The sequence below is a fragment of the Trabulsiella odontotermitis genome (genome assembly GCF_001188485.1).
Taxonomy (GTDB): Bacteria; Pseudomonadota; Gammaproteobacteria; order Enterobacterales; family Enterobacteriaceae; genus Trabulsiella; species Trabulsiella odontotermitis_A.
The window spans coordinates 44679-62642 of record NZ_JNGH01000085.1 but is presented as its reverse complement, the minus strand read 5'-3'; the positions used below and the strand labels follow the sequence as shown (position 1 = coordinate 62642).

The window sequence follows — 17964 nt, the reverse complement described above, 5'->3', positions numbered from 1 at the left end:
GCAGCCATCCACACAGCGACCGCAAACACGTGTTTGCGGCTTGTTTTAGCATTATTACGCTGTGTGTCGTGGTTGTTTAGTGGCGCCCGGAATGGCCGAAACCACCTTCGCCGCGATCGGTCACGTCGAATTCTTCCACCAGATTAAACTCTGCCTGTACGACGGGCACAAAGACCATTTGTGCGACACGCTCGCCTGGCTGGATAGTGAAACTGTCCTGGCCACGGTTCCACACGGACACCATCAGCTGGCCCTGGTAATCAGAATCGATCAGGCCAACGAGATTGCCGAGCACGATACCGTGCTTATGGCCGAGGCCGGAACGCGGCAGGATGACCGCCGCCAGCGAAGGATCGGCGATATGAATAGCCAGACCGGTCGGCAGCAGCGTGGTGGCACCCGGAGCCAGCTCTACGGCGTCATCGAGACAGGCACGCAGGTCAAGTCCGGCGGAGCCGGAGGTGGCATAGGTTGGCAGCGGAAACTGTTCGCCAATACGCGGGTCCAGAATCTTAACGTCGATTTTTTTCATCATAACGGGTAACGATCTCGTCCAGTAATAGTTGGCCCAGGAGCTCCTTGCGCTCAAGCGGCAGGATTTTATCTCCGTCTTGCCAGAATAGATGCAGGGCGTTGCTGTCGCTGTTAAAGCCCTGATTTGATTGCGATACGTCATTAGCGCAAATCAGATCGAGGTTTTTGCGGGCGCGTTTTTGCCGCGCGTATTCTTCCACATTATTTGTTTCTGCGGCAAATCCTACGACAAAGGGGCGGTGCTGGGTCAGCGCGGCCACGNGTGACGTCTCCCCGCTGCACAAACGGCGGCGTCGGCAGCGATACGGGGCCGCTGACCAGCGTCACGTTAGCGCCGCGTTTAGCGGCGGCGGCGGCAATCGCAAACCCCATTTTCCCGGAGCTGTGATTGGTGATGTAACGCACCGGATCCAGCGGCTCGCGGGTGGGACCAGCGGTAATCATGATGTTGAGATGTTGCAGATCGTTGACAGGCGAGAAATGCGCCGCAGCCATGTCGACAATCATCAGCGGGTCGAGCATACGGCCCGGGCCTACGTCGCCGCACGCCTGGCTGCCGCTGTCCGGGCCCCACAGCAGCACACCGCGGGAGGCCAGCACGGAGAGATTGTGCTGAGTCGCGGCAGCGCGATACATCTGCTGATTCATCGCCGGAACCACGGCCACCGGTGACGGCGTCGCCAGGCAAATTGTAGAGACCAGATCGTTGGCCATGCCGGCAGCGACACGGGCAATTAAATCCGCCGTGGCCGGGGCTTACCGAGTTCGATATGGCCCATCGCGGCTTCTGCGGCCGGATCCAGCAGGCTGTCGGATACCGGGTAACCCGAGACCGCCTGCAGACTCATCGGCGTGATAAACGCTTTTGCTGCGTCGGTCATGGCGACACGCACCTCAGCGCCGCGTTCGCGAAGACGACGCACCAGTTCAGGCGCTTTATATGCCGCGATACCGCCGCTCACGCCAAGAACAATTTTCTTACCGGCCAGGCTCATCATGATTCTTTCCTGTTGGGGTAAACCAGAGTGGGGCATTTTATCACAATCCTTTCGAGGTCGTGCGCTTGTGGCGGTTCCACTTTGCGAGGCGCTACGCAAGACGGAAAGAAGCCTGTCGGTGAGCGTCGTGGAGTGTGCGATCCTCCGGCGCAAGGTGAAAAAGGAGCAATAATGGAAACAATGGAATACACCATGCCGCGGGAAAAAATGCTGCGTAGCGGCATTGAAGCGTTGTCGGACGTTGAGCTGCTGGCGCTCTTTTTGCGTACCGGAACGCGCGGGAAAGATGTCATGAGCTGGTCGCTGGAACTGCTGCAACACTTTGGCTCGCTCTATGGATTACTGTCGGCGGACAGGAAAGAAATCACCGAGGTGTACGGCATGGGCGTTGCCACGTACGCTCAGTTGAAAGGGATTGCCGAGCTGGCGAAACGCTACTACAACACGCGGGTGCAGGAGGAAAATTCGCTGTCCAGTCCGGACATGGCGCGGGAGTTTGTGCAAAGTCAGCTGGCGGATGAGGAGCGCGAGATCTTTCTGGTGATCTTTCTTGATAACCAGAACCAGGTGATTAAGCACAGCCGTCTTTTTACCGGAACGTTCAGCCATGTTCACGTTTATCCACGGGAAATTGTACGAGAAGCCATCAAAGTGAACGCCTCGTCGCTGATCCTTGCCCATAATCATCCTTCAGGTTTGGCAGAACCGAGCAAAGCGGATAGAATAATCACCGCGAAAATTATGAAATGTTGCCATTTCATGGAGATACGTGTTCTCGACCATCTGGTGATTGGCCGCGGAGAGTCGGTTTCGTTTGCAGAACGCGGCTGGATTTAGCGCCGATCGCGCGATCCATCGGGATCTTTGTCTGTTCGGGACTTGAGCACACCGCCGACTCAGCGTATACTACGCCACCTTTGAGAATCTCGGGTTTGGCATTTGGGCCTGGCAATCGAGAGTTCACATTGAACTGCGATAACCAGGCTGTAAAGCCTGACGAGGCGCCAATACCCCATACGAAGCTCGAGCTAATTTGATTTTTGGAGAATAGACATGTCCCGAGTCTGCCAAGTTACTGGCAAGCGTCCGGTGACCGGTAACAACCGTTCCCACGCACTGAACGCGACTAAACGCCGTTTCCTGCCGAACCTGCACTCTCACCGTTTCTGGGTTGAGAGCGAGAAGCGTTTTGTCACCCTGCGCGTATCTGCTAAAGGTATGCGTGTTATTGATAAGAAAGGCATCGATACAGTTCTGTCTGAACTGCGTGCCCGTGGCGAAAAGTACTAAGTACTTAAAGAGGAAATAAATCATGGCTAAAGGTATTCGTGAGAAGATCAAGCTGGTTTCTTCTGCTGGTACAGGTCACTTCTACACCACCACGAAGAACAAACGTACTAAGCCGGAAAAACTGGAACTGAAAAAATTCGATCCAGTTGTCCGTCAGCACGTTCTTTACAAAGAAGCTAAAATCAAATAATTTTAGTGGATTGTACGAAAACCTCGCTCCGGCGGGGTTTTCTGTTTTCAGGGCCAGGAGAATGAACCATGCCGGAATTACCTGAGGTAGAAACCAGCCGTCGCGGTATCGAACCGCATCTGGTGGGAGCCACCATATTGCATGCCGTGGTGCGCAATGGTCGTCTGCGCTGGCCCGTTTCCGAAGAGATCCACAGCCTGAGCGATAAGCCGGTGCTGAGCGTTCAGCGTCGCGCTAAATATCTGCTGCTCGAACTGCCGGATGGCTGGATTATCATTCATCTGGGCATGTCCGGCAGCCTTCGCATTCTCGCGGAAGATATTCCTGCCGAAAAACACGACCACGTCGATCTGGTACTCAGCAATGGCAAAGTGCTGCGCTACACCGATCCCCGCCGCTTTGGCGCCTGGCTGTGGACCAAAGAGCTGGAAGGGCATAACGTGCTGGCGCATCTCGGGCCGGAGCCGCTCAGCGAGGCGTTCAATGGCGATTACCTGCAGCAAAAATGTGCGAAGAAGAAAACCGCCATTAAGCCGTGGCTGATGGATAACAAGCTGGTGGTGGGCGTGGGAAACATCTATGCCAGCGAATCGCTGTTTGCCGCCGGTATTCATCCCGATCGCATGGCGTCATCGCTGTCGCGTGAAGAGTGTGAACTGCTGGTGCAGGCAATAAAAACCGTGCTGTTACGGTCGATTGAACAGGGTGGGACCACACTGAAGGACTTCCTGCAGAGCGACGGCAAACCGGGCTATTTTGCGCAGGAATTGCAGGTCTATGGCCGCAAGGGCGAGCCCTGCCGCGTGTGTGGTACGCCGATTATCGCCAGCAAACACGCCCAACGCGCGACGTTTTATTGCCGCCGTTGCCAGAAGTAGTTATTTGAGTTTTTTCAGCAACGCCTGATGCACATTGGGAGGCAGGAAGTGGGTGACGTCACCCTGATGGCGCGCGACCTCTTTCACCAGCGACGATGAAATAAACGACCACTCTTTTGACGGCATCAGGAAAACGCTTTCCAGCTCCGGCATCAGATGGCGGTTCATGTGCGCCAGCTGCATTTCGTATTCAAAGTCTGCAACCGCCCGCAGCCCACGGATCAGAATATTCGCCTGTTGTGCGCGGGCAAAGTTGGCCATCAGATCGCTGAACCCCATCACGACGACGTTTTCAAGATGCGACGTCGCCTGCTGTGCCAGCGCCACGCGCTCATCGAGGTCGAACATTGGTTTTTTGCTCGGGCTGGCGGCAATCGCCAGGATCACCGTATCGAACATACAGGCCGCACGGGTGATGATATCGATATGCCCGTTGGTGATCGGGTCGAAGGTGCCAGGATAGATCGCTTTTGTCGCCATGTTTACGCTTTCTCTGACGCTGAGTAGCCGCGGTTTAACGCCCACAGCTCGGTATATTTGTTGAAAGTATACTGCGCATTGACCATCGCCAGTAACCATCCCTGCGCGCCGTCCAGCACGCCGCCACGAATCACCAGCGTTTTCACAAACGCACCCAACGTATGACCGAAGATCCCCGCAAGCGTCACGCGCTTGCCCTTCTGGTGGCGTTCCTTCGCCCATGCCGTGGCATACGCGAGCTGCTTTTGCTGGAAGCTGGCAAAATCACGGCAGGTCAGATGGCGTAAATCACCCTTCAGTTCGATGACCGGCGCATCCTGGCAATCGAGCGATTCGTGTACAAGGTTATCGTTATACTGAAAACGCTCGCGTTCATACAAGCGTATCACGCGATCCGGATACCAGCCGCTGTGGCGCATAAAGCGACCAAGGAAATAGTTCTGCCGCGCAATGCTGTAGACCGCGCCGGGCTGCGGCGAGGCCAGCACCTGACGGAGTGACTGCGCGAGTTCCGGCGTGACGCGCTCGTCAGTGTCGATCATCAAAACATAATCGCCGGTAGCATATGATTGCGCGCGCTGGCGCTGAGGCCCGTAGCCTTGCCAGTCGGTGTGGCTATAGACTTTTACGCCGAGGCTTTGCGCCAGTGCTACGGTATTATCGGTGCTGCCGGAGTCCAGCAGGACGATTTCATCGGCCCAGCGAACAGAGGAAACGCACTCCGTAAGCAGGTCGGCTGCGTTTTTTGCGATCATCACCACCGACAGGCGCCTGGACATTAGTGGCTCCGCTGAGGCAGGTAAGGTTGAAGTAATTCCAGCAAACGCGATAACGCGCCCTGATTCTGGTGTAGCACCTCAACCGCGTGTCGGCCGTACCACAGGCGATAATCTTCGTCGGTAAGCAGATTGGCGACCTCTTTGACCAGCGAGGCTTCATCGGTCACGGTGATCAGACCGTCAGCCTCCTGAAGACGAGCGCAGATATCTTTAAAGTTGAAGGTGTGCGGCCCCATCAGTACCGGGATGGCATGTGCCGCAGGCTCGAGCGGGTTATGACCGCCGCGTTCCACCAGGCTGCCGCCCACGAAAGCTAAATCAGCAATGCCATATAACAGCATCAGTTCACCCATCGTGTCGCCAATCACGACTTGCGTGCCGCTGGACGGGATCTCGCCAGTGCTGCGCATTGTGAACGTCATGCCCGCTTTTTGCACCATCTGTCGGGCATCGTTGAAGCGTTCCGGGTGACGCGGCACCAGTATCAGCAGGAGTTCCGGGAAGTTTTTCAGCAGTGCTTTGTGCGCCTGCAGAATAATTTGCTCTTCGCCGTCGTGGGTGCTGGTGGCAATCCAGACCTGACGGCGCGGCGCCCACTGGCGGCGCAGCGTGATAGCGCGTGCGGCCAGCTCCGGCGTCACGGAGATATCGAACTTCAGGCTGCCGGTAATCGCTAACTGATTGCGCTTCAGGCCCAGGGCGAGAAAACGGTTTCCGTCTTCTTCGTTTTGTGCGGCGATCAGCGTGATTTTGCTCAGCAGCCGGCGCATAAAGCTACCCAGCTTGCCGTAGCCTTTCGCCGAGCGTTCAGAAAGGCGCGCGTTGGCGATGACCAGCGGAATTTTGCGCTTATTGAGCGCAGAGACCATATTGGGCCACAGCTCGGTTTCCATCACAATCACCAGCTTAGGTCGCACGGTGTCGAGGAAACGGTTCATGGCGCAGGGAAGATCGTAAGGCAGGTAAACATGGTGAACATCTTTGCCGAATGCAGACATCGCGCGCTCGGAACCCGTCGGGGTCATGGTCGTCACGGTAATCGGCAGCGTCGGATAACGGTGGCGCAGCGCGCGCACTAACGGAATCGCCGCCAGCGTTTCGCCGACGGACACGGAATGCAGAAGAATACCCCCCGGCGCCACCTTGTTTTTACAAAAGCCGTACCGTTCGGCCCAGCGTTTTCTGTAAGCGGGCGCTTTCCGGCTGCGTAACAGCAATCGCAACCAGACCAGCGGCTGAATAAGGTAGAGCAGGGTGGTATAAAGCAATTCCAAGAGTGTTATCCGTTTTCTGTTTTAGCGGGCAAATTCTAAGCATTTAGCCGGAGTAAAGCTACTCCCTAAATATAACGCTTCAAACGAAAGTACCGACGACCCAGCCGCCAGCGCAGTCGCGGACTTTTTGCACTCTTCCAGATCAGTTTCCAGATGCCACGTTCAAAGAATTCCCGAATGATCATCGCCTTCTTCTGTTCATCTTTCATATTGTCGAAGGTGTGGATGATCCCCAGCCCTTCCTTGGCTATTTGCCAGTGGCAGGCCGGAATGCGGCTGACTTTGTCCGGGTAGCGCTGGTTGATGGCATCCAGCATTTGCAGGATTTTCATGTAATGCCGCGCGGAGCGGATCAGCGTGTCGTCGGTGTCCGGTTTATGGGAAACCGAGGCGGAATGGATGTAGTAATCGTAAAACTGCTCGCTGGTGTACTGCACGCGTTCGGCGGCCAGCAGCACTTCGGTGGTCCACGGAATATCCTGATGGCGTAAGCCGGGCTCGAAGTGGAAGTTATGCTGGCGAATAAAGTCGTGGCGGTACAGGTTCAGCCAGGTCACGTGCAGGAATTTGCGAGAATCCAGCGCCTGTTTCAGCCAGGCCGGACCGGTCATCACACCGGTGGAAGGCAGCTTGTCGAGCGGGAAAATGGGGCGCGACGGTTTTTTGTCGTTTTCCCAGACGTAGTTGCCGTTGCAGGTAACGACATCCAGCGTATTCGCCAGCGCCAGATCCAGCAGGCACTGATACATGCCAGGTTTAAAATAATCATCAATATCAGGAAACGAGAGGTACTGACCGGTGGCGACCGCGAGCCCCGTATTACGCGCGGCGGACACGCCCTGGTTCTCCTGCTCCAGCACCTGCATGTGCGGAAGTTGCTCGCGCCACTTTTCGACAATGCTCATGGAGCCGTCGGTGGAACCATCATTAACAATGATGACTTCCATGCTGTCGATGTTCTGCGCAACTAAGCAGGAGAAAAACTGATCTAAAAAAGCCTCGCCGTTATAAACGGCCACAACCACACTCAGCAGTGGTGATGTCGGGAGTTGCATAAAATACCTGATTAATGTTTTTCGGCCAGCGAGAGATAACGCTGGCAAATCGCCTCTATGCTGTAGGCAGAAATCGTAGAGTCATCAATGACGGGCGGATGATTGTAGATATCCAGAATCGTCTTCGCCAGACCCTCATCGCTCATTTCCGAGAGCCCGCGTGCCAGATCGCCGGTCAGTATTTCGGCAGGCCCGCCCGGGCAATGGGTGCTCACTGGCGGAGTATGACAGATTATCGCTTCAACCAGAACGTTGCCGAACCCTTCGCAATCTGAACTGAGCACCAGCAGACGGGCGTTTTTGATCCACGGGTACGGATTCGGAACAAATTCTCTGAAGGTAACGCTCTTTTCAATACCCAGTTCGGCGGCCAGGGCTTGCAGCCGTTCGCGCTGACGGTTATTGCCGTTTCCCATCATTACCAGTGATGCATCAATGCCGCTTTTCGCATAGGCGCGCAGCAGGCGATCATGGCGTTTGTGCTCATGGTAACGACCTACGTGAATGATGTAATTCTGACCCTGCATTTCGCACGGCTCCTGCATCAACTGCTGGATCCGGTCGATATCGAACGGGTTATGAATGACCGCCTGACGTTGTAAACGGATGCCGATCGCCTGGGTTAAATCTTCCAGCACGGCATTTGAAACGGCCACCACCTGGCTGTTTTCATAGACATGACGAATTTTTGCCTGCTTAAACCAGCGCGACAGGCCGCGACGGTGCCCGAGGTAGGCGAATGAGAACATCCCGTGGACGCAGTACCAAATTTTTTTGCGATCGATAACCCGCGTATGCGACACAATGCGATCCGTTTTGTGCAGATGCGAAAAGACGACATCGAATTCGCCTTTTTCCTGTGCTTTGCTGATGGCGTCATCAAGCAGGCGGGCACGACGATACAACTCCGTCAGTTTCCGCCACGGTTTTTTACAGCGATCCAGCACGACCTGATAATCCAGCCCCTCAGGAAGTGGGTAATCGCATACCTTGCGCAATGAAAACAGTGAGACCTGGTGACCCATTTCCATTAACCCACGGGAAAGCGTCAGTACGGTTTTCTCAGCCCCACCGCCGGGTAAACCATCGATAATCATGAGGATGCGCATCATTAATCCAATAAAGTATGATAAAGCGAAATGAGCTGGCCCGAGAGCCGCTCAGGTGTTGCTTCCTTGACTTTATGTCGGGCATTCTTGCCCATATTGTTATCTTTTTCGAGCGCCGGAATGGCCATTGCCGCCTCAGCCAGTCGCTGAATATCCAGCGCATCGCAAACAAAACCGTTGCTATTCTGTTCAACAAATTCTGCGCCACCGCACGTTGTCGAGGTGATGATCGGTAAACCGCATGCCATCGCTTCCAGGATCACATTCGGAAAAGGATCGTAGAGCGTCGGCAGCAACAAACCATCTGCCATCTGATAAAACGGTAGCGTCTCTTTTTGCACACCGCAAAAAAGAACGCGATTGCTGCACCCAAGCGTTCGTGCCAGCGCCTGGTATTGCTTTTCAGCTTTATCCTGACCGACCACCAGCAGATAGCGGTCGGTTGGCGCGATAGCCCTGATGGCGGCAGCCAGCCCTTTCCTTTCGAACCCGGAACCAACAAAACAGAGCGTCACGGCGTCGGCCGGGATGCCATACTGCTGACGCAGCGCGAATCTTTGCGCACTTTGTGCCGGAACGAAGCGGCCTGAATCAATACTATTATAAATAACGTGAATTTTATCGGCAGCTAAACCGAAATCATCAATAATCTCTTGTTTGATCATCGCGGCGTTGCAGATCACCGCCTTGAGTTCTGGCGCCTGATACATCTCGCGTTCCGCGCCCATCACATAGCGATGATAGCGATCCTGCATCAACAACTGGCTGCGCCAGCCGGGCAAAACGCGCGTGCGTTGCAGCAGCCAGCGGCGATGGACGCCATCGCCTGCGCGGTAGATATCACAGCCCGGAATGCGTTCATGGCTTTGTACGATATCGAACTGTTCCGNGCCCCCGCCGTCAGGGCGATACTTTTGTCTGACTATCGCCAGGCGATGCTTTTTCATGACAGCAGTCTCCTTGCGGCGTTCAACACCGGTTCGACCGGGATGGCATCCAGATAACGCTCCTTGGTGCGAGTATCTACCGCATCTGGATCAGGCAGCGGGCCAAAATCACCGGCCCAGATCACCTCGCCCTTCACGTGCCACGGGCGCCAGAAGGTCAGCTTCGAGGGGCCAAACAGCGCTACGCACGGTGTCTGCAGCGCGGCCGCCATGTGCATGGGCACAGAATCCACGCCGATAAACAGCGCGGCATGATCGATAATCGCCCCAAGCTGGCGCAGGCTGAGCTGACCCGCCAGTGAGACCACGCGTTCCGTCGGGCAGGCGGCGAGGATGGTGTCGATCATCGCCAGCTCTTTTTTGTCAGGGCCGGCAGTGAGGACAATGGTGTGCCCGTCCTGCTGAAGTGCGGTGATAGTTTGCGCCATCTTGTTTTCGTCCCAGCATTTAAAGAACCAGCGGGAAGTGGGCTGGACGACAACGTACGACCCCGTTACGCCCTTCTCCGCCAGTTTCGCTTCCACGCCTTGCCAGTCCTCGGCGGAATAGCACATTGAGACGTTTGTCTGCGCGGGAATATGGAGCGGCTCAAGAATCATTAAATTCTGTTCAACGGTGTGCTGGGTGGAATGTTGCGCTACCGAAGCCAGGCGCGTATGGCAATAGCGCCAGAAGGCGCTGCGACGTTTATTGAAGGCAAAACCGATGCGCACCGGCGCACCGGTAAAACGTGTGATAATGGCGCTGCGCCACTGATCGGCCAGGTTAACGACCAGATCATAATGCTGGGCGCGCAGGGTTTTCAGCAATTCCCACTCTTTCGCTAAATGGCCGCGCGTGCCGAGCTGCTTCCATTTTCGGTCAATGCCATAGATATGATGAATATCCGGGTGGGCCGCCAGCATATCCCGCGTTTCTTCGTACAGCAGGACATCAATCCGCGCATTGGGCCAGTGCTGACGCAGGGAGTTGATGACAGGCGTCGTCAGCAGCATATCGCCATGATGACGTAATTTAATCAACAGAATCCGTAATTCGGGCGTGTTAAGTGGTTTATTCATCATTATCTTATCGGAAGCAATATGCCTGCAATTCTAATAGACCTGCTGTGCAGTTGCACCCTTTCTCCTTAATGTCGGTCTTTTCCTGGCGAGTATTTACTCCCCCCGGCCAGAGTGCGTAACATAGTACTTATCGGTACGACTAATGAGATCATCATGACCAAACCCGCATTTATCATCACTATTGATACGGAAGGCGATAATCTGTGGCAAAACCATCGACAGATTAAAACGGAGAATGCCCACTTTTTACCGCGCTTTCAGTCACTTTGTGAAAAATTTAATTTCAAGCCGGTCTGGTTAACGAACTATGAGATGGCGGTTGACCCTGTTTATGTGGCGTTCGCCAAAGAGGTCATTGCGCGTGGGCAGGGTGAAGTCGGGATGCATCTTCACGCCTGGAACAGTCCGCCGGAGTTCGATCTCACGGGCGATGACTGGCGCTGGCAGCCCTATCTGATTGAGTTCCCTGACAATGTGCTGCGGGACAAAGTGGTATTCATGACGCAACTGCTGGAAGAGACCTTCCAGACAAAAATGCGTAGCCATCGGGCGGGCCGCTGGGCGTTCGACAGCCGCTACGCAAAGTTGCTGATCGAACTGGGCTATCAGGTAGACTGCTCCGTCACTCCGCGCGTGAACTGGCGCAACGCCAAAGGCGCGCCGCAGGGCAACGGCGGGACCGATTACCAGCACTTTCCCGATCGCGCTTATTTTATGGATGAAAATGCGATTCACCAGCCGGGCAACAGCTCGCTGCTGGAAGTACCGATGAGCATTCAGTACAAACATCCCGCCTGGTTGAACGGTGTTAAACAGGGTTACGATCGGCTGCGGGGGAAATACCGTTCTCCGTCCGTAAACTGGCTGCGCCCTGCAGGCGGCAATGTGGCGCAAATGATCGCTGTGGCAGAAAAATGCCTGTCGCAAGGCAATGATTACGTCGAGTTTATGCTGCACTCCTCTGAGTTTATGCCCGGTGGCAGCCCGACATTCAAGGACGAGGCAGCTATCGAAGGGTTGTATCAGGATCTTGAACAGCTCTTTGCCTGGCTCGCAGAGCGAACACAGGGCATGACGCTGGCGGAGTACTATGAGATGAAAAAAAACGCCGGGTGACCGGCGTTTTTTCTTACTGTTCCTGCCGTTTCGGCGGAACGCTTAATGCAATTATCAGCGGCAGCCAGAATAATACCCAGTATTCACGGGGGTTACTAATAATGAACATCCCCTGAGTTGAGTAGAAGATCAAGGCAAACAGCAGGATAGCGATCTCAGCCTTATGGTTAGCGGCGAGGTGCTTTTTGCATTGCCATAGGCTAAAGCCGATCATAGCCATAAACAGCGTAAAACCGACAAAACCACCTTTTAATAACGCAGAAAAATAAAGGCTATGGGTCGTTGTTACAGGCTGATTAATGCTATTGATAAATGTCAATTCCTTATCAAATCCCCAACCAAAAAACGGTTTTTCAAGGCTAACCTCAAAGGCATGTTGCCATATTCCAAACCGAATAAAACTTTGTTGGTACGACGATTCAATGCGTTGTAAAAACCGATCGAGGAATCCACTGAAATACAATGTGGCAGCAACTACCACCAATAGTAATATGAGCCCAAGAAGGAATTTCAGGTTTAAATTTGGACGCAAAAGATAAACCATAACTCCCGCAAGCACTAAAGCAAGCATAGGTCCGCGGCTTTGAGTGAGGATAAGACAAAGTAACAGCAATGGAACTGGTAGAAGAACCCAAAACGTTTTCATTTCTCTGACCAGAAGGGTACTAAATAAAATACCCAATGCCATATAGCCACCTAAATCGATGACGTTATCAGGAGCCCATGGGAATGCGTTACTCAGTCGTTGTGTGAAAATTTTCGTTTTGTCGACATAGATAAGGGTTAATATTGCCAGTGCGATAGTGCCTAACCAGGCGGCAGCAATGACAATTTTTTTATATCCTGCAAGTTCTGCCTGGCGGTAAAGCGCCATCAGGACCAGCAGATAAAAGGAATGGGTCAGCGAAGATTCCAGATGCGAGTGATCGGCCCATAAATTTGATAATGAATAATAAATGGCGAACAGTGCAACGAGAAGCATTGCTGGTAAGTATTGCCTGTCGCTTAAAACATTCTCACGGACTACTGGCGAAAATATAAAGGACAGCAGGAATAATGAAAGGGCAACATGAAATAAAAGGTTAACCCGAGAAACGCCACAATATATTGTACTAAACAATATAAAAGAAATAAAAAACCAGATATAAATTTTCTTCCAGTTAACTGAAGACATCATTAAAATCCTGTTTCGGAAAGATCGATTCTGGAACTGCACTTTGTGAAGAAAGATTAATCACGGCTACGCCCCTATCGGAGAGAACATCGCTGGCAAGTTGTAGCGCCGGCATGACGGTATCTTTCACTTTGTTTTCAAGAAATGATGGTCGTTTGCTTGCCTTATCCTCATAAAACCGTGGATTGTTGAAGTTATTCATATCCAGCCCGGCTATATATATTTTTTTAAACCCAAGGTAGCCAAGTGTTTGTAAAGCCCAATAAACAACAGTGCCGGCATCGAAAACTCCTCGGCGGATGTCTTTACTGTAAGCAATATGATTTTGTTCTGATGAAAAGACAATATCAACATTATTTTTAAAGGTATTGTAAATACTCTCTTTTTTTACTGCTGGCTGATAAGTTTGGTAACAAATATCCTCAAGAATCGCAATCTGACATAAAATGTTCGATGAGCCAAACTCCTCGATTAATTTTACGACACCCATCACAGTCGTGAAAAGCGTAACATCTCTGTCGTTACAGATACCTTGCATCACTGACGTATGATGATCGATAAAAGTCATATCGACAACGAAATATAAGTTAAATTTTATAAACTCATTAAGATGCCAGGCTCCATTTACACCTGATTTGATAATTGTCTTTGGCAGTTTTGAAAAGTTAAGCGTATTTATAGAAGGGCCTGTGGCGGTAAGAAATACATCACCCGTATATTTTTGTGCGAGCGAGGACAACCTGACAATATTAATGGGCTCTTTTCTATATGTAAAAGTAGTTATTTCACCTTCGCTATCTCGCTGTATCTTAACAAATGGCCACAGATTTTCATTATGTCGCATATTGCGTTTGTGGCTGTAACGGTAAAGTTGCTTAGTCAGCGTTCCCATCATTATCCTGCTTAGTTTACGGGCGTTGAATCCATATTATGGCGTTGGGATACAACGAAATGATGCAGTTTATTAATATCTGTTTCGGTCAGATTAAAGAGATCTTCTCGCGATTGATCGAAATAATACCGCGTCTCAAACACATAAGAACAAATATTCTCGTCGTCGCCGATCAGCAGTGTTTTACCTAACGGGCGTTGCTCGTAATGGCAACAAGGGCCGAAGAGTAGCACAACCGGGACGCCAACGGCATCGGCAATATACACGTTCCCGGAATCAGAAGCGATGTAGCAATCCATTTTTGAAATGGTGAATGGGGCGTCTTCCAGCGGGAGCAGACCGAGCAGGCTGATAATGTTGTCCGGCTCCTCGCCGAGATGCCGGTAAAGATCGTCCAGCCAGGGCTGTTCGTCTTCGGTACCAAACACGTAAAACACGCAGGGGAGGTCAGCGAGCGCGTCAAAAATGCTTTTCCAGGTCGCCGGGGGCACGGTTTTGGCGCGATTACCGGCTGAGATACTGATCCCGATACGGATGACGTCCTTCTTTTCCAGGCTTTCCGGCCAGGCTTTGGGCATATACAGTGGATGCGTCGCATGCTTTGGCACATCCTGCCAGCTCAGCGTTCGGTCTGCCAGTTGTAGATAATTGGTGACTGACAGCGTCCGCTTACCGTGCTCAACCACGCCGTCCGCGGCGGCGTAAAAAATACCGTGGTACCAGCGGCGGGTATAAATACTCAGAAACTGTTTATTTTTGGCGTTGCAGACCGCGGCAAAGAACAGGTTTGTGCTGTTGGGCTGCAACAGGTAGACGTTGTCATAGCGGTTCATGATCTGCCAGGCGAAACGCAGTTTGGCGAACAGATTGCGTTTATGCAGACCAATGAGATAAATGGTCTCGATGGTGTCATCACGCTCTGCCAGCGGCGCTACGCCACGGCTGATAAGGACATCACTTTTCTTGAGATAGCTGAGGAGCGGCGTGGCATTCACAAAATCGCCAATTTTCGCCGTCTGAATGACGAGGTTTTTGCCCGTGTCTTTGCGAAACAGTTTACCCAGTAACTTTACCGGGAAAAAAAGGATAAACAGAAAGACATAGCTCATTTAGCTGTCTTCCCTGTCAACGCGTCGCAGGTTGCCCTGTAAAGCGGTAAAAATTGCATCGGCCGTGATATCTCCCATATTGCGGGTCGGACTTACCATTTGTTGTTGATTCTTACCATATCCGCCGATGAGTCCAGGATCCGTTGGACCAAACAACGTGATATTCGGGCGATCAAGCGCCGCGGTCAGGTGGCTCAGCCCCGTGTCGACAGAGACCACCGCCTGCGCGCCCGCCAGGGTGGCAGCCACCTCGGCTAATGAGAGCTTCGGTAATACTTCAACATAGTCAAGGCCGGTGGCGATTCGCTCCGCCCGTTGACGTTCATGTTCTGCACCCCAAGGGAGTTTAATATGTAACCCCGTTGGTTGCATCTCTTCTAAAAGCGTTCGCCAGTGCGATTCCGGCCAGTGTTTGTCGTCACGCGTGGTGGCATGCAGGAAAACGACATACGGCGGCTGCTTTTCGGCGCTATTTTTCAGGAAATGCTGAGCAATGGCGTAATCGCCCTGCGTCTGCGGTTTACGGTAGCCGAGGCTTTTGGCAAACAGCTCGCGGGTGCGTTCCACGGCGTGCTGCTCTTTTGCAATATGATGGCGACGGTTATAGAACAGGCTCGCCAGCGGCTCGCGCGCCGTTTGCCAGTCCATCCCATGTTTAACGCCATGCGCCAGCCGGGTTACCAACGCAGCGCTTTTTACCAGCCCCTGCGCGTCAATAATCGCATCGTAATGCTGCGCGCGAACCGCATCGCGGAACGCTTTGCGTTCTGCTTTAATCGGCGCAGAAAACCAGGCTTTGCGCCAGCGACGAATTGCCACCGGAATCACGCGATCCACCGCGGCATGCCAGGTCGGGATTTGCGAAAACCCCTCTTCAACCACCCAGTCAAAACGGATCCCCGGTATCGCCTTCGCGGCATCGGTGAGCGCCGGCAGGGTGTGCAGGACATCGCCCATGGAGGAGGTTTTTACGATCAATACCCGCATCCGTCAGGTTTCCTCGTCCAGCAGCAGGGTATTGAGCGCTTCCAGCACGCTGTCCGGCGTAATGTCGATCAGGCTCTGATGATAGCCCTCGGCGGCATCGCCTTTGCGCACCTTGTGATAACCCGTGATCAGGCGAATCACTTTCGCTTTATGAGAAAGTGGCGGTGTGAAATCGGGGCTGCTCGGGCCATAGAGTGCAATCAGCGGACGGTCCAGCGCCGCCGCGACGTGCATCAACCCGGAGTCGTTACTGACGACGGCGTTACAGGCGGCAATCAGGATAACGGCCTGCTCCAGCTGGGTTTCACCCGCCAGATTGCGGCACCATGCCTGTTGCTCAATGCTGAGTGCTGCCAGAATTTCGTTGCCGGCATCATGATCTTTCGCCGAGCCGAACAGGACGATTTGATAGCCTTCGTCAATCAGTTGCTTCGCCAGTTCGGCGTAATGGTAATGCGGCCAGCGCTTGGCCGGGCCAAATTCGGCACCCGGGCAGAAGCCGATCATCGGGCGTTCCGGGGAGAGGTCGNNTCTCGCGGTCGGTGACCTGTAGCTGCGGCCACAGCAGCGGCTGCGGTAAATCTTTGGCGGAACGCATCACGCCTTTGTCGTAGGCCAGCGCGACGTAACGTTCCACCATCAGCGGCCAGGCGGCTTTATCCAGCACGCGCGCATCGTTCAGCAGGCCATAACGCATTTCGCCACGCCAGCCGGTGCGCAGCGGAATACCGGCGAAAAAAGGCACCAGTGCGGATTTAAACGAGTTTGGCAGGACGTAAGCGCGGTCATAGCGGCGCTCACGCAGGCTGTGCCCGAGCTTACGGCGTTCGCCGATCGCCAGCGCGCCGTGTCCCAGCGGCATGGGGATTGCTTCGTTCACTTCCGGCATGCGCGATAAAAGCGGACGGCACCACGCGGGTGCCATCACATCAATGATCGCCTGGGGATAGCGCGCCTTGAGCGTGCGATAGAGACTTTGCGACATCATCATGTCGCCCACCCATGACGGGCCGATCACCAGTATTTTCATCGTTATTCTTTTATGCGTCGCGGTTCAGCCAGGCCATGTACTCCGTCACGCCTTCGGCAACGGTTTTGAATGGCTTGTCATAACCAGCGGCGCGCAGGTTAGTGAGATCCGCCTGAGTAAATGCCTGATAGCGGCCTTTCAGTTTATCCGGGAACGGGATGTATTCGATACTGCCTTTTTTGTGGAAGGCGAGCGTCGCATCCGCAACAGCCTGGAAAGATTCCGCACGGCCCGTGCCGAGGTTGAAAATGCCGGAAACCCCGTTTTCCCAGAACCACAGATTAACCGCGGCGACATCGCCGACGTACACAAAGTCGCGCTTAAAGTTGTCGCTGCCTTCAAACAGTTTCGGGCTTTCACCGTTGTTAAGCTGCGTGTTGAGGTGGAATGCCACGCTCGCCATGCTGCCTTTGTGGCCTTCACGCGGTCCGTAAACGTTGAAATAACGGAAACCGACCACCTGGGAATGGGCCGGGCGCCCGCCGTAGGTCGCGGCAGAAGAGGCATACAGGAACGGAATGTCGCGCTCGAGGCAGTAATGCAGCAGCTCTTTGGAGTACTGATAGTTGTTATCCATCATGTACTTGCCATCCCACTCGGTAGTGGAAGAGCAGGCGCCTTCATGGAAAATCGCCTCGATGTCGCCGAACTCTTCGCCCGCCATAATCTGGATCAGAAAATCTTCTTTATCCATGTAATCGGCGATGTTCAGGTCTACCAGGTTGGCGAATTTGGTGCCATCTTTCAGGTTGTCTACCACCAGAATGTCAGTAATACCTTTATCATTCAGTGCCTTGACAATGTTGCTGCCGATGAAGCCAGCGCCGCCGGTAACGATGATCATAACGATAACCTTTGAAATGTGAATGACCGGGACTATCCCGGACACTAATGCTTCTTATCATATCATCAGAAGAGAAACCCTTCAGCCATTCCCCGACACCTCACAGGGGTACACGTGATTTATGCTGCAAAAAATGCACTTCGTACTTCGTCATCTCGTATAGCAGTATAGCTTTGGGTAATATGTGCCAAATTTAGCCGAATCTGGAGAGTTG

Annotated in this window: 18 protein-coding genes and 2 pseudogenes; 5 read left to right on the top strand and 15 right to left on the bottom strand. The window is 53.3% G+C overall.

All coding sequences use genetic code 11. From position 1 onward, the window contains the following. Positions 1-76: 76 nt before the first annotated feature. Complete coding sequence (gene dut, locus GM30_RS11320) at positions 77-535, bottom strand: dUTP diphosphatase (RefSeq protein WP_049848705.1); 459 nt, start codon at positions 533-535, stop codon at positions 77-79. Further along, positions 513-1529, bottom strand: a pseudogene (coaBC, locus tag GM30_RS26150) (bifunctional phosphopantothenoylcysteine decarboxylase/phosphopantothenate--cysteine ligase CoaBC). Before coaBC ends, dut begins: the two are co-directional and overlap by 23 nt. A 174-nt stretch (positions 1530-1703) precedes the next feature. Between coaBC and radC the strand changes: the two are divergent. From radC to mutM, 4 genes are all read left to right on the top strand, one after another. Beyond that, positions 1704-2369 (top strand): RadC family protein, encoded by a 666-nt coding sequence (radC, locus tag GM30_RS11310; protein WP_049848704.1) that lies wholly within the window; start codon positions 1704-1706, stop codon positions 2367-2369. A 216-nt stretch (positions 2370-2585) separates the two neighbouring features. Then, positions 2586-2822: a 50S ribosomal protein L28 gene (gene rpmB / locus GM30_RS11305; protein WP_002436699.1), complete on the top strand. Its 237-nt coding sequence runs from the start codon at positions 2586-2588 to the stop codon at positions 2820-2822. A 22-nt stretch (positions 2823-2844) separates the two neighbouring features. Further along, entirely contained in the window at positions 2845-3012 is a 168-nt protein-coding gene (gene rpmG / locus GM30_RS11300) for a 50S ribosomal protein L33 (protein WP_003024094.1), read from the top strand. A 68-nt stretch (positions 3013-3080) separates the two neighbouring features. Further along, positions 3081-3890 carry a bifunctional DNA-formamidopyrimidine glycosylase/DNA-(apurinic or apyrimidinic site) lyase gene (mutM, locus tag GM30_RS11295; protein ID WP_049848703.1) on the top strand — a complete coding sequence of 270 codons (810 nt, stop codon included), beginning with the start codon at positions 3081-3083 and terminating at the stop codon, positions 3888-3890. Here the strand turns inward: mutM and coaD are convergent, their stop codons facing one another. From coaD to rfaQ, 7 genes are all read right to left on the bottom strand, one after another. Further along, positions 3891-4370 (bottom strand): pantetheine-phosphate adenylyltransferase, encoded by a 480-nt coding sequence (gene coaD / locus GM30_RS11290; RefSeq protein ID WP_049848702.1) that lies wholly within the window; start codon positions 4368-4370, stop codon positions 3891-3893. 2 nt (positions 4371-4372) lie between these two features. After that, positions 4373-5149 (bottom strand): glycosyltransferase family 2 protein, encoded by a 777-nt coding sequence (locus GM30_RS11285; protein WP_049848701.1) that lies wholly within the window; start codon positions 5147-5149, stop codon positions 4373-4375. Continuing rightward, positions 5149-6423 (bottom strand): lipid IV(A) 3-deoxy-D-manno-octulosonic acid transferase, encoded by a 1275-nt coding sequence (waaA, locus tag GM30_RS11280; protein ID WP_049848700.1) that lies wholly within the window; start codon positions 6421-6423, stop codon positions 5149-5151. Before waaA ends, GM30_RS11285 begins: the two co-directional genes overlap by 1 nt. Positions 6424-6488: 65 nt before the next feature. Next, the gene (locus GM30_RS11275; protein ID WP_049848699.1) at positions 6489-7478 is read right to left on the bottom strand and encodes a glycosyltransferase; all 990 of its coding nucleotides are present in this window, start codon (positions 7476-7478) and stop codon (positions 6489-6491) included. 11 nt (positions 7479-7489) lie between these two features. After that, the gene (locus GM30_RS11270; RefSeq protein ID WP_049848698.1) at positions 7490-8587 is read right to left on the bottom strand and encodes a glycosyltransferase; all 1098 of its coding nucleotides are present in this window, start codon (positions 8585-8587) and stop codon (positions 7490-7492) included. 2 nt (positions 8588-8589) lie between these two features. Beyond that, a complete protein-coding gene (locus tag GM30_RS11265) occupies positions 8590-9534 on the bottom strand; it encodes a glycosyltransferase family 4 protein (RefSeq protein WP_049848697.1) in 945 nt (314 codons plus the stop codon). Then, entirely contained in the window at positions 9531-10601 is a 1071-nt protein-coding gene (rfaQ, locus tag GM30_RS11260; protein ID WP_049848696.1) for a putative lipopolysaccharide heptosyltransferase III, read from the bottom strand. The genes GM30_RS11265 and rfaQ overlap by 4 nt, the downstream gene beginning before the upstream one ends. A gap of 150 nt (positions 10602-10751) precedes the next feature. Here rfaQ and GM30_RS11255 point away from each other — a divergent pair, with 150 nt between their 5' ends. Beyond that, entirely contained in the window at positions 10752-11714 is a 963-nt protein-coding gene (locus GM30_RS11255) for a polysaccharide deacetylase family protein (protein ID WP_049848695.1), read from the top strand. A gap of 13 nt (positions 11715-11727) precedes the next feature. Here the strand turns inward: GM30_RS11255 and GM30_RS11250 are convergent, their stop codons facing one another. The 6 genes and pseudogenes from GM30_RS11250 to GM30_RS11225 all read right to left on the bottom strand — a co-directional run bounded on the left by GM30_RS11250 (position 11728) and on the right by GM30_RS11225 (position 17750). Beyond that, positions 11728-12888: an O-antigen ligase family protein gene (locus GM30_RS11250; protein WP_049848694.1), complete on the bottom strand. Its 1161-nt coding sequence runs from the start codon at positions 12886-12888 to the stop codon at positions 11728-11730. Beyond that, positions 12875-13783 carry a sugar glycosyltransferase gene (locus tag GM30_RS11245; RefSeq protein WP_238582638.1) on the bottom strand — a complete coding sequence of 303 codons (909 nt, stop codon included), beginning with the start codon at positions 13781-13783 and terminating at the stop codon, positions 12875-12877. The genes GM30_RS11250 and GM30_RS11245 overlap by 14 nt, the downstream gene beginning before the upstream one ends. Positions 13784-13791: 8 nt before the next feature. Further along, on the bottom strand, positions 13792-14889 hold the full coding sequence (locus GM30_RS11240) for a glycosyltransferase family 9 protein (protein WP_049848692.1): 1098 nt from the start codon (positions 14887-14889) through the stop codon (positions 13792-13794). Continuing rightward, positions 14890-15876: a lipopolysaccharide heptosyltransferase RfaC gene (rfaC, locus tag GM30_RS11235; protein ID WP_049848691.1), complete on the bottom strand. Its 987-nt coding sequence runs from the start codon at positions 15874-15876 to the stop codon at positions 14890-14892. Between the two features lie 3 nt (positions 15877-15879). Then, positions 15880-16906: pseudogene (gene rfaF / locus GM30_RS11230) on the bottom strand (ADP-heptose--LPS heptosyltransferase RfaF). A 10-nt stretch (positions 16907-16916) separates the two neighbouring features. Next, a complete protein-coding gene (locus GM30_RS11225) occupies positions 16917-17750 on the bottom strand; it encodes an NAD-dependent epimerase/dehydratase family protein (RefSeq protein WP_049848690.1) in 834 nt (277 codons plus the stop codon). Positions 17751-17964 lie beyond the last annotated feature (214 nt).

Coding starts and splice junctions, on each gene's coding strand:
- GM30_RS11225 (WP_049848690.1), bottom strand. CDS start 17,750: ATGATCATCGTTACCGGCGGCGCTGGCTTCATCGGCAGCAACATTGTC.
- rfaC (WP_049848691.1), bottom strand. CDS start 15,876: ATGCGGGTATTGATCGTAAAAACCTCCTCCATGGGCGATGTCCTGCAC.
- GM30_RS11240 (WP_049848692.1), bottom strand. CDS start 14,889: ATGAGCTATGTCTTTCTGTTTATCCTTTTTTTCCCGGTAAAGTTACTG.
- rpmB (WP_002436699.1), top strand. CDS start 2,586: ATGTCCCGAGTCTGCCAAGTTACTGGCAAGCGTCCGGTGACCGGTAAC.
- mutM (WP_049848703.1), top strand. CDS start 3,081: ATGCCGGAATTACCTGAGGTAGAAACCAGCCGTCGCGGTATCGAACCG.
- coaD (WP_049848702.1), bottom strand. CDS start 4,370: ATGGCGACAAAAGCGATCTATCCTGGCACCTTCGACCCGATCACCAAC.
- GM30_RS11285 (WP_049848701.1), bottom strand. CDS start 5,149: ATGTCCAGGCGCCTGTCGGTGGTGATGATCGCAAAAAACGCAGCCGAC.
- GM30_RS11255 (WP_049848695.1), top strand. CDS start 10,752: ATGACCAAACCCGCATTTATCATCACTATTGATACGGAAGGCGATAAT.
- GM30_RS11250 (WP_049848694.1), bottom strand. CDS start 12,888: ATGTCTTCAGTTAACTGGAAGAAAATTTATATCTGGTTTTTTATTTCT.
- GM30_RS11270 (WP_049848698.1), bottom strand. CDS start 8,587: ATGCGCATCCTCATGATTATCGATGGTTTACCCGGCGGTGGGGCTGAG.
- GM30_RS11275 (WP_049848699.1), bottom strand. CDS start 7,478: ATGCAACTCCCGACATCACCACTGCTGAGTGTGGTTGTGGCCGTTTAT.
- rpmG (WP_003024094.1), top strand. CDS start 2,845: ATGGCTAAAGGTATTCGTGAGAAGATCAAGCTGGTTTCTTCTGCTGGT.
- dut (WP_049848705.1), bottom strand. CDS start 535: ATGATGAAAAAAATCGACGTTAAGATTCTGGACCCGCGTATTGGCGAA.
- GM30_RS11245 (WP_238582638.1), bottom strand. CDS start 13,783: ATGATGGGAACGCTGACTAAGCAACTTTACCGTTACAGCCACAAACGC.
- radC (WP_049848704.1), top strand. CDS start 1,704: ATGGAAACAATGGAATACACCATGCCGCGGGAAAAAATGCTGCGTAGC.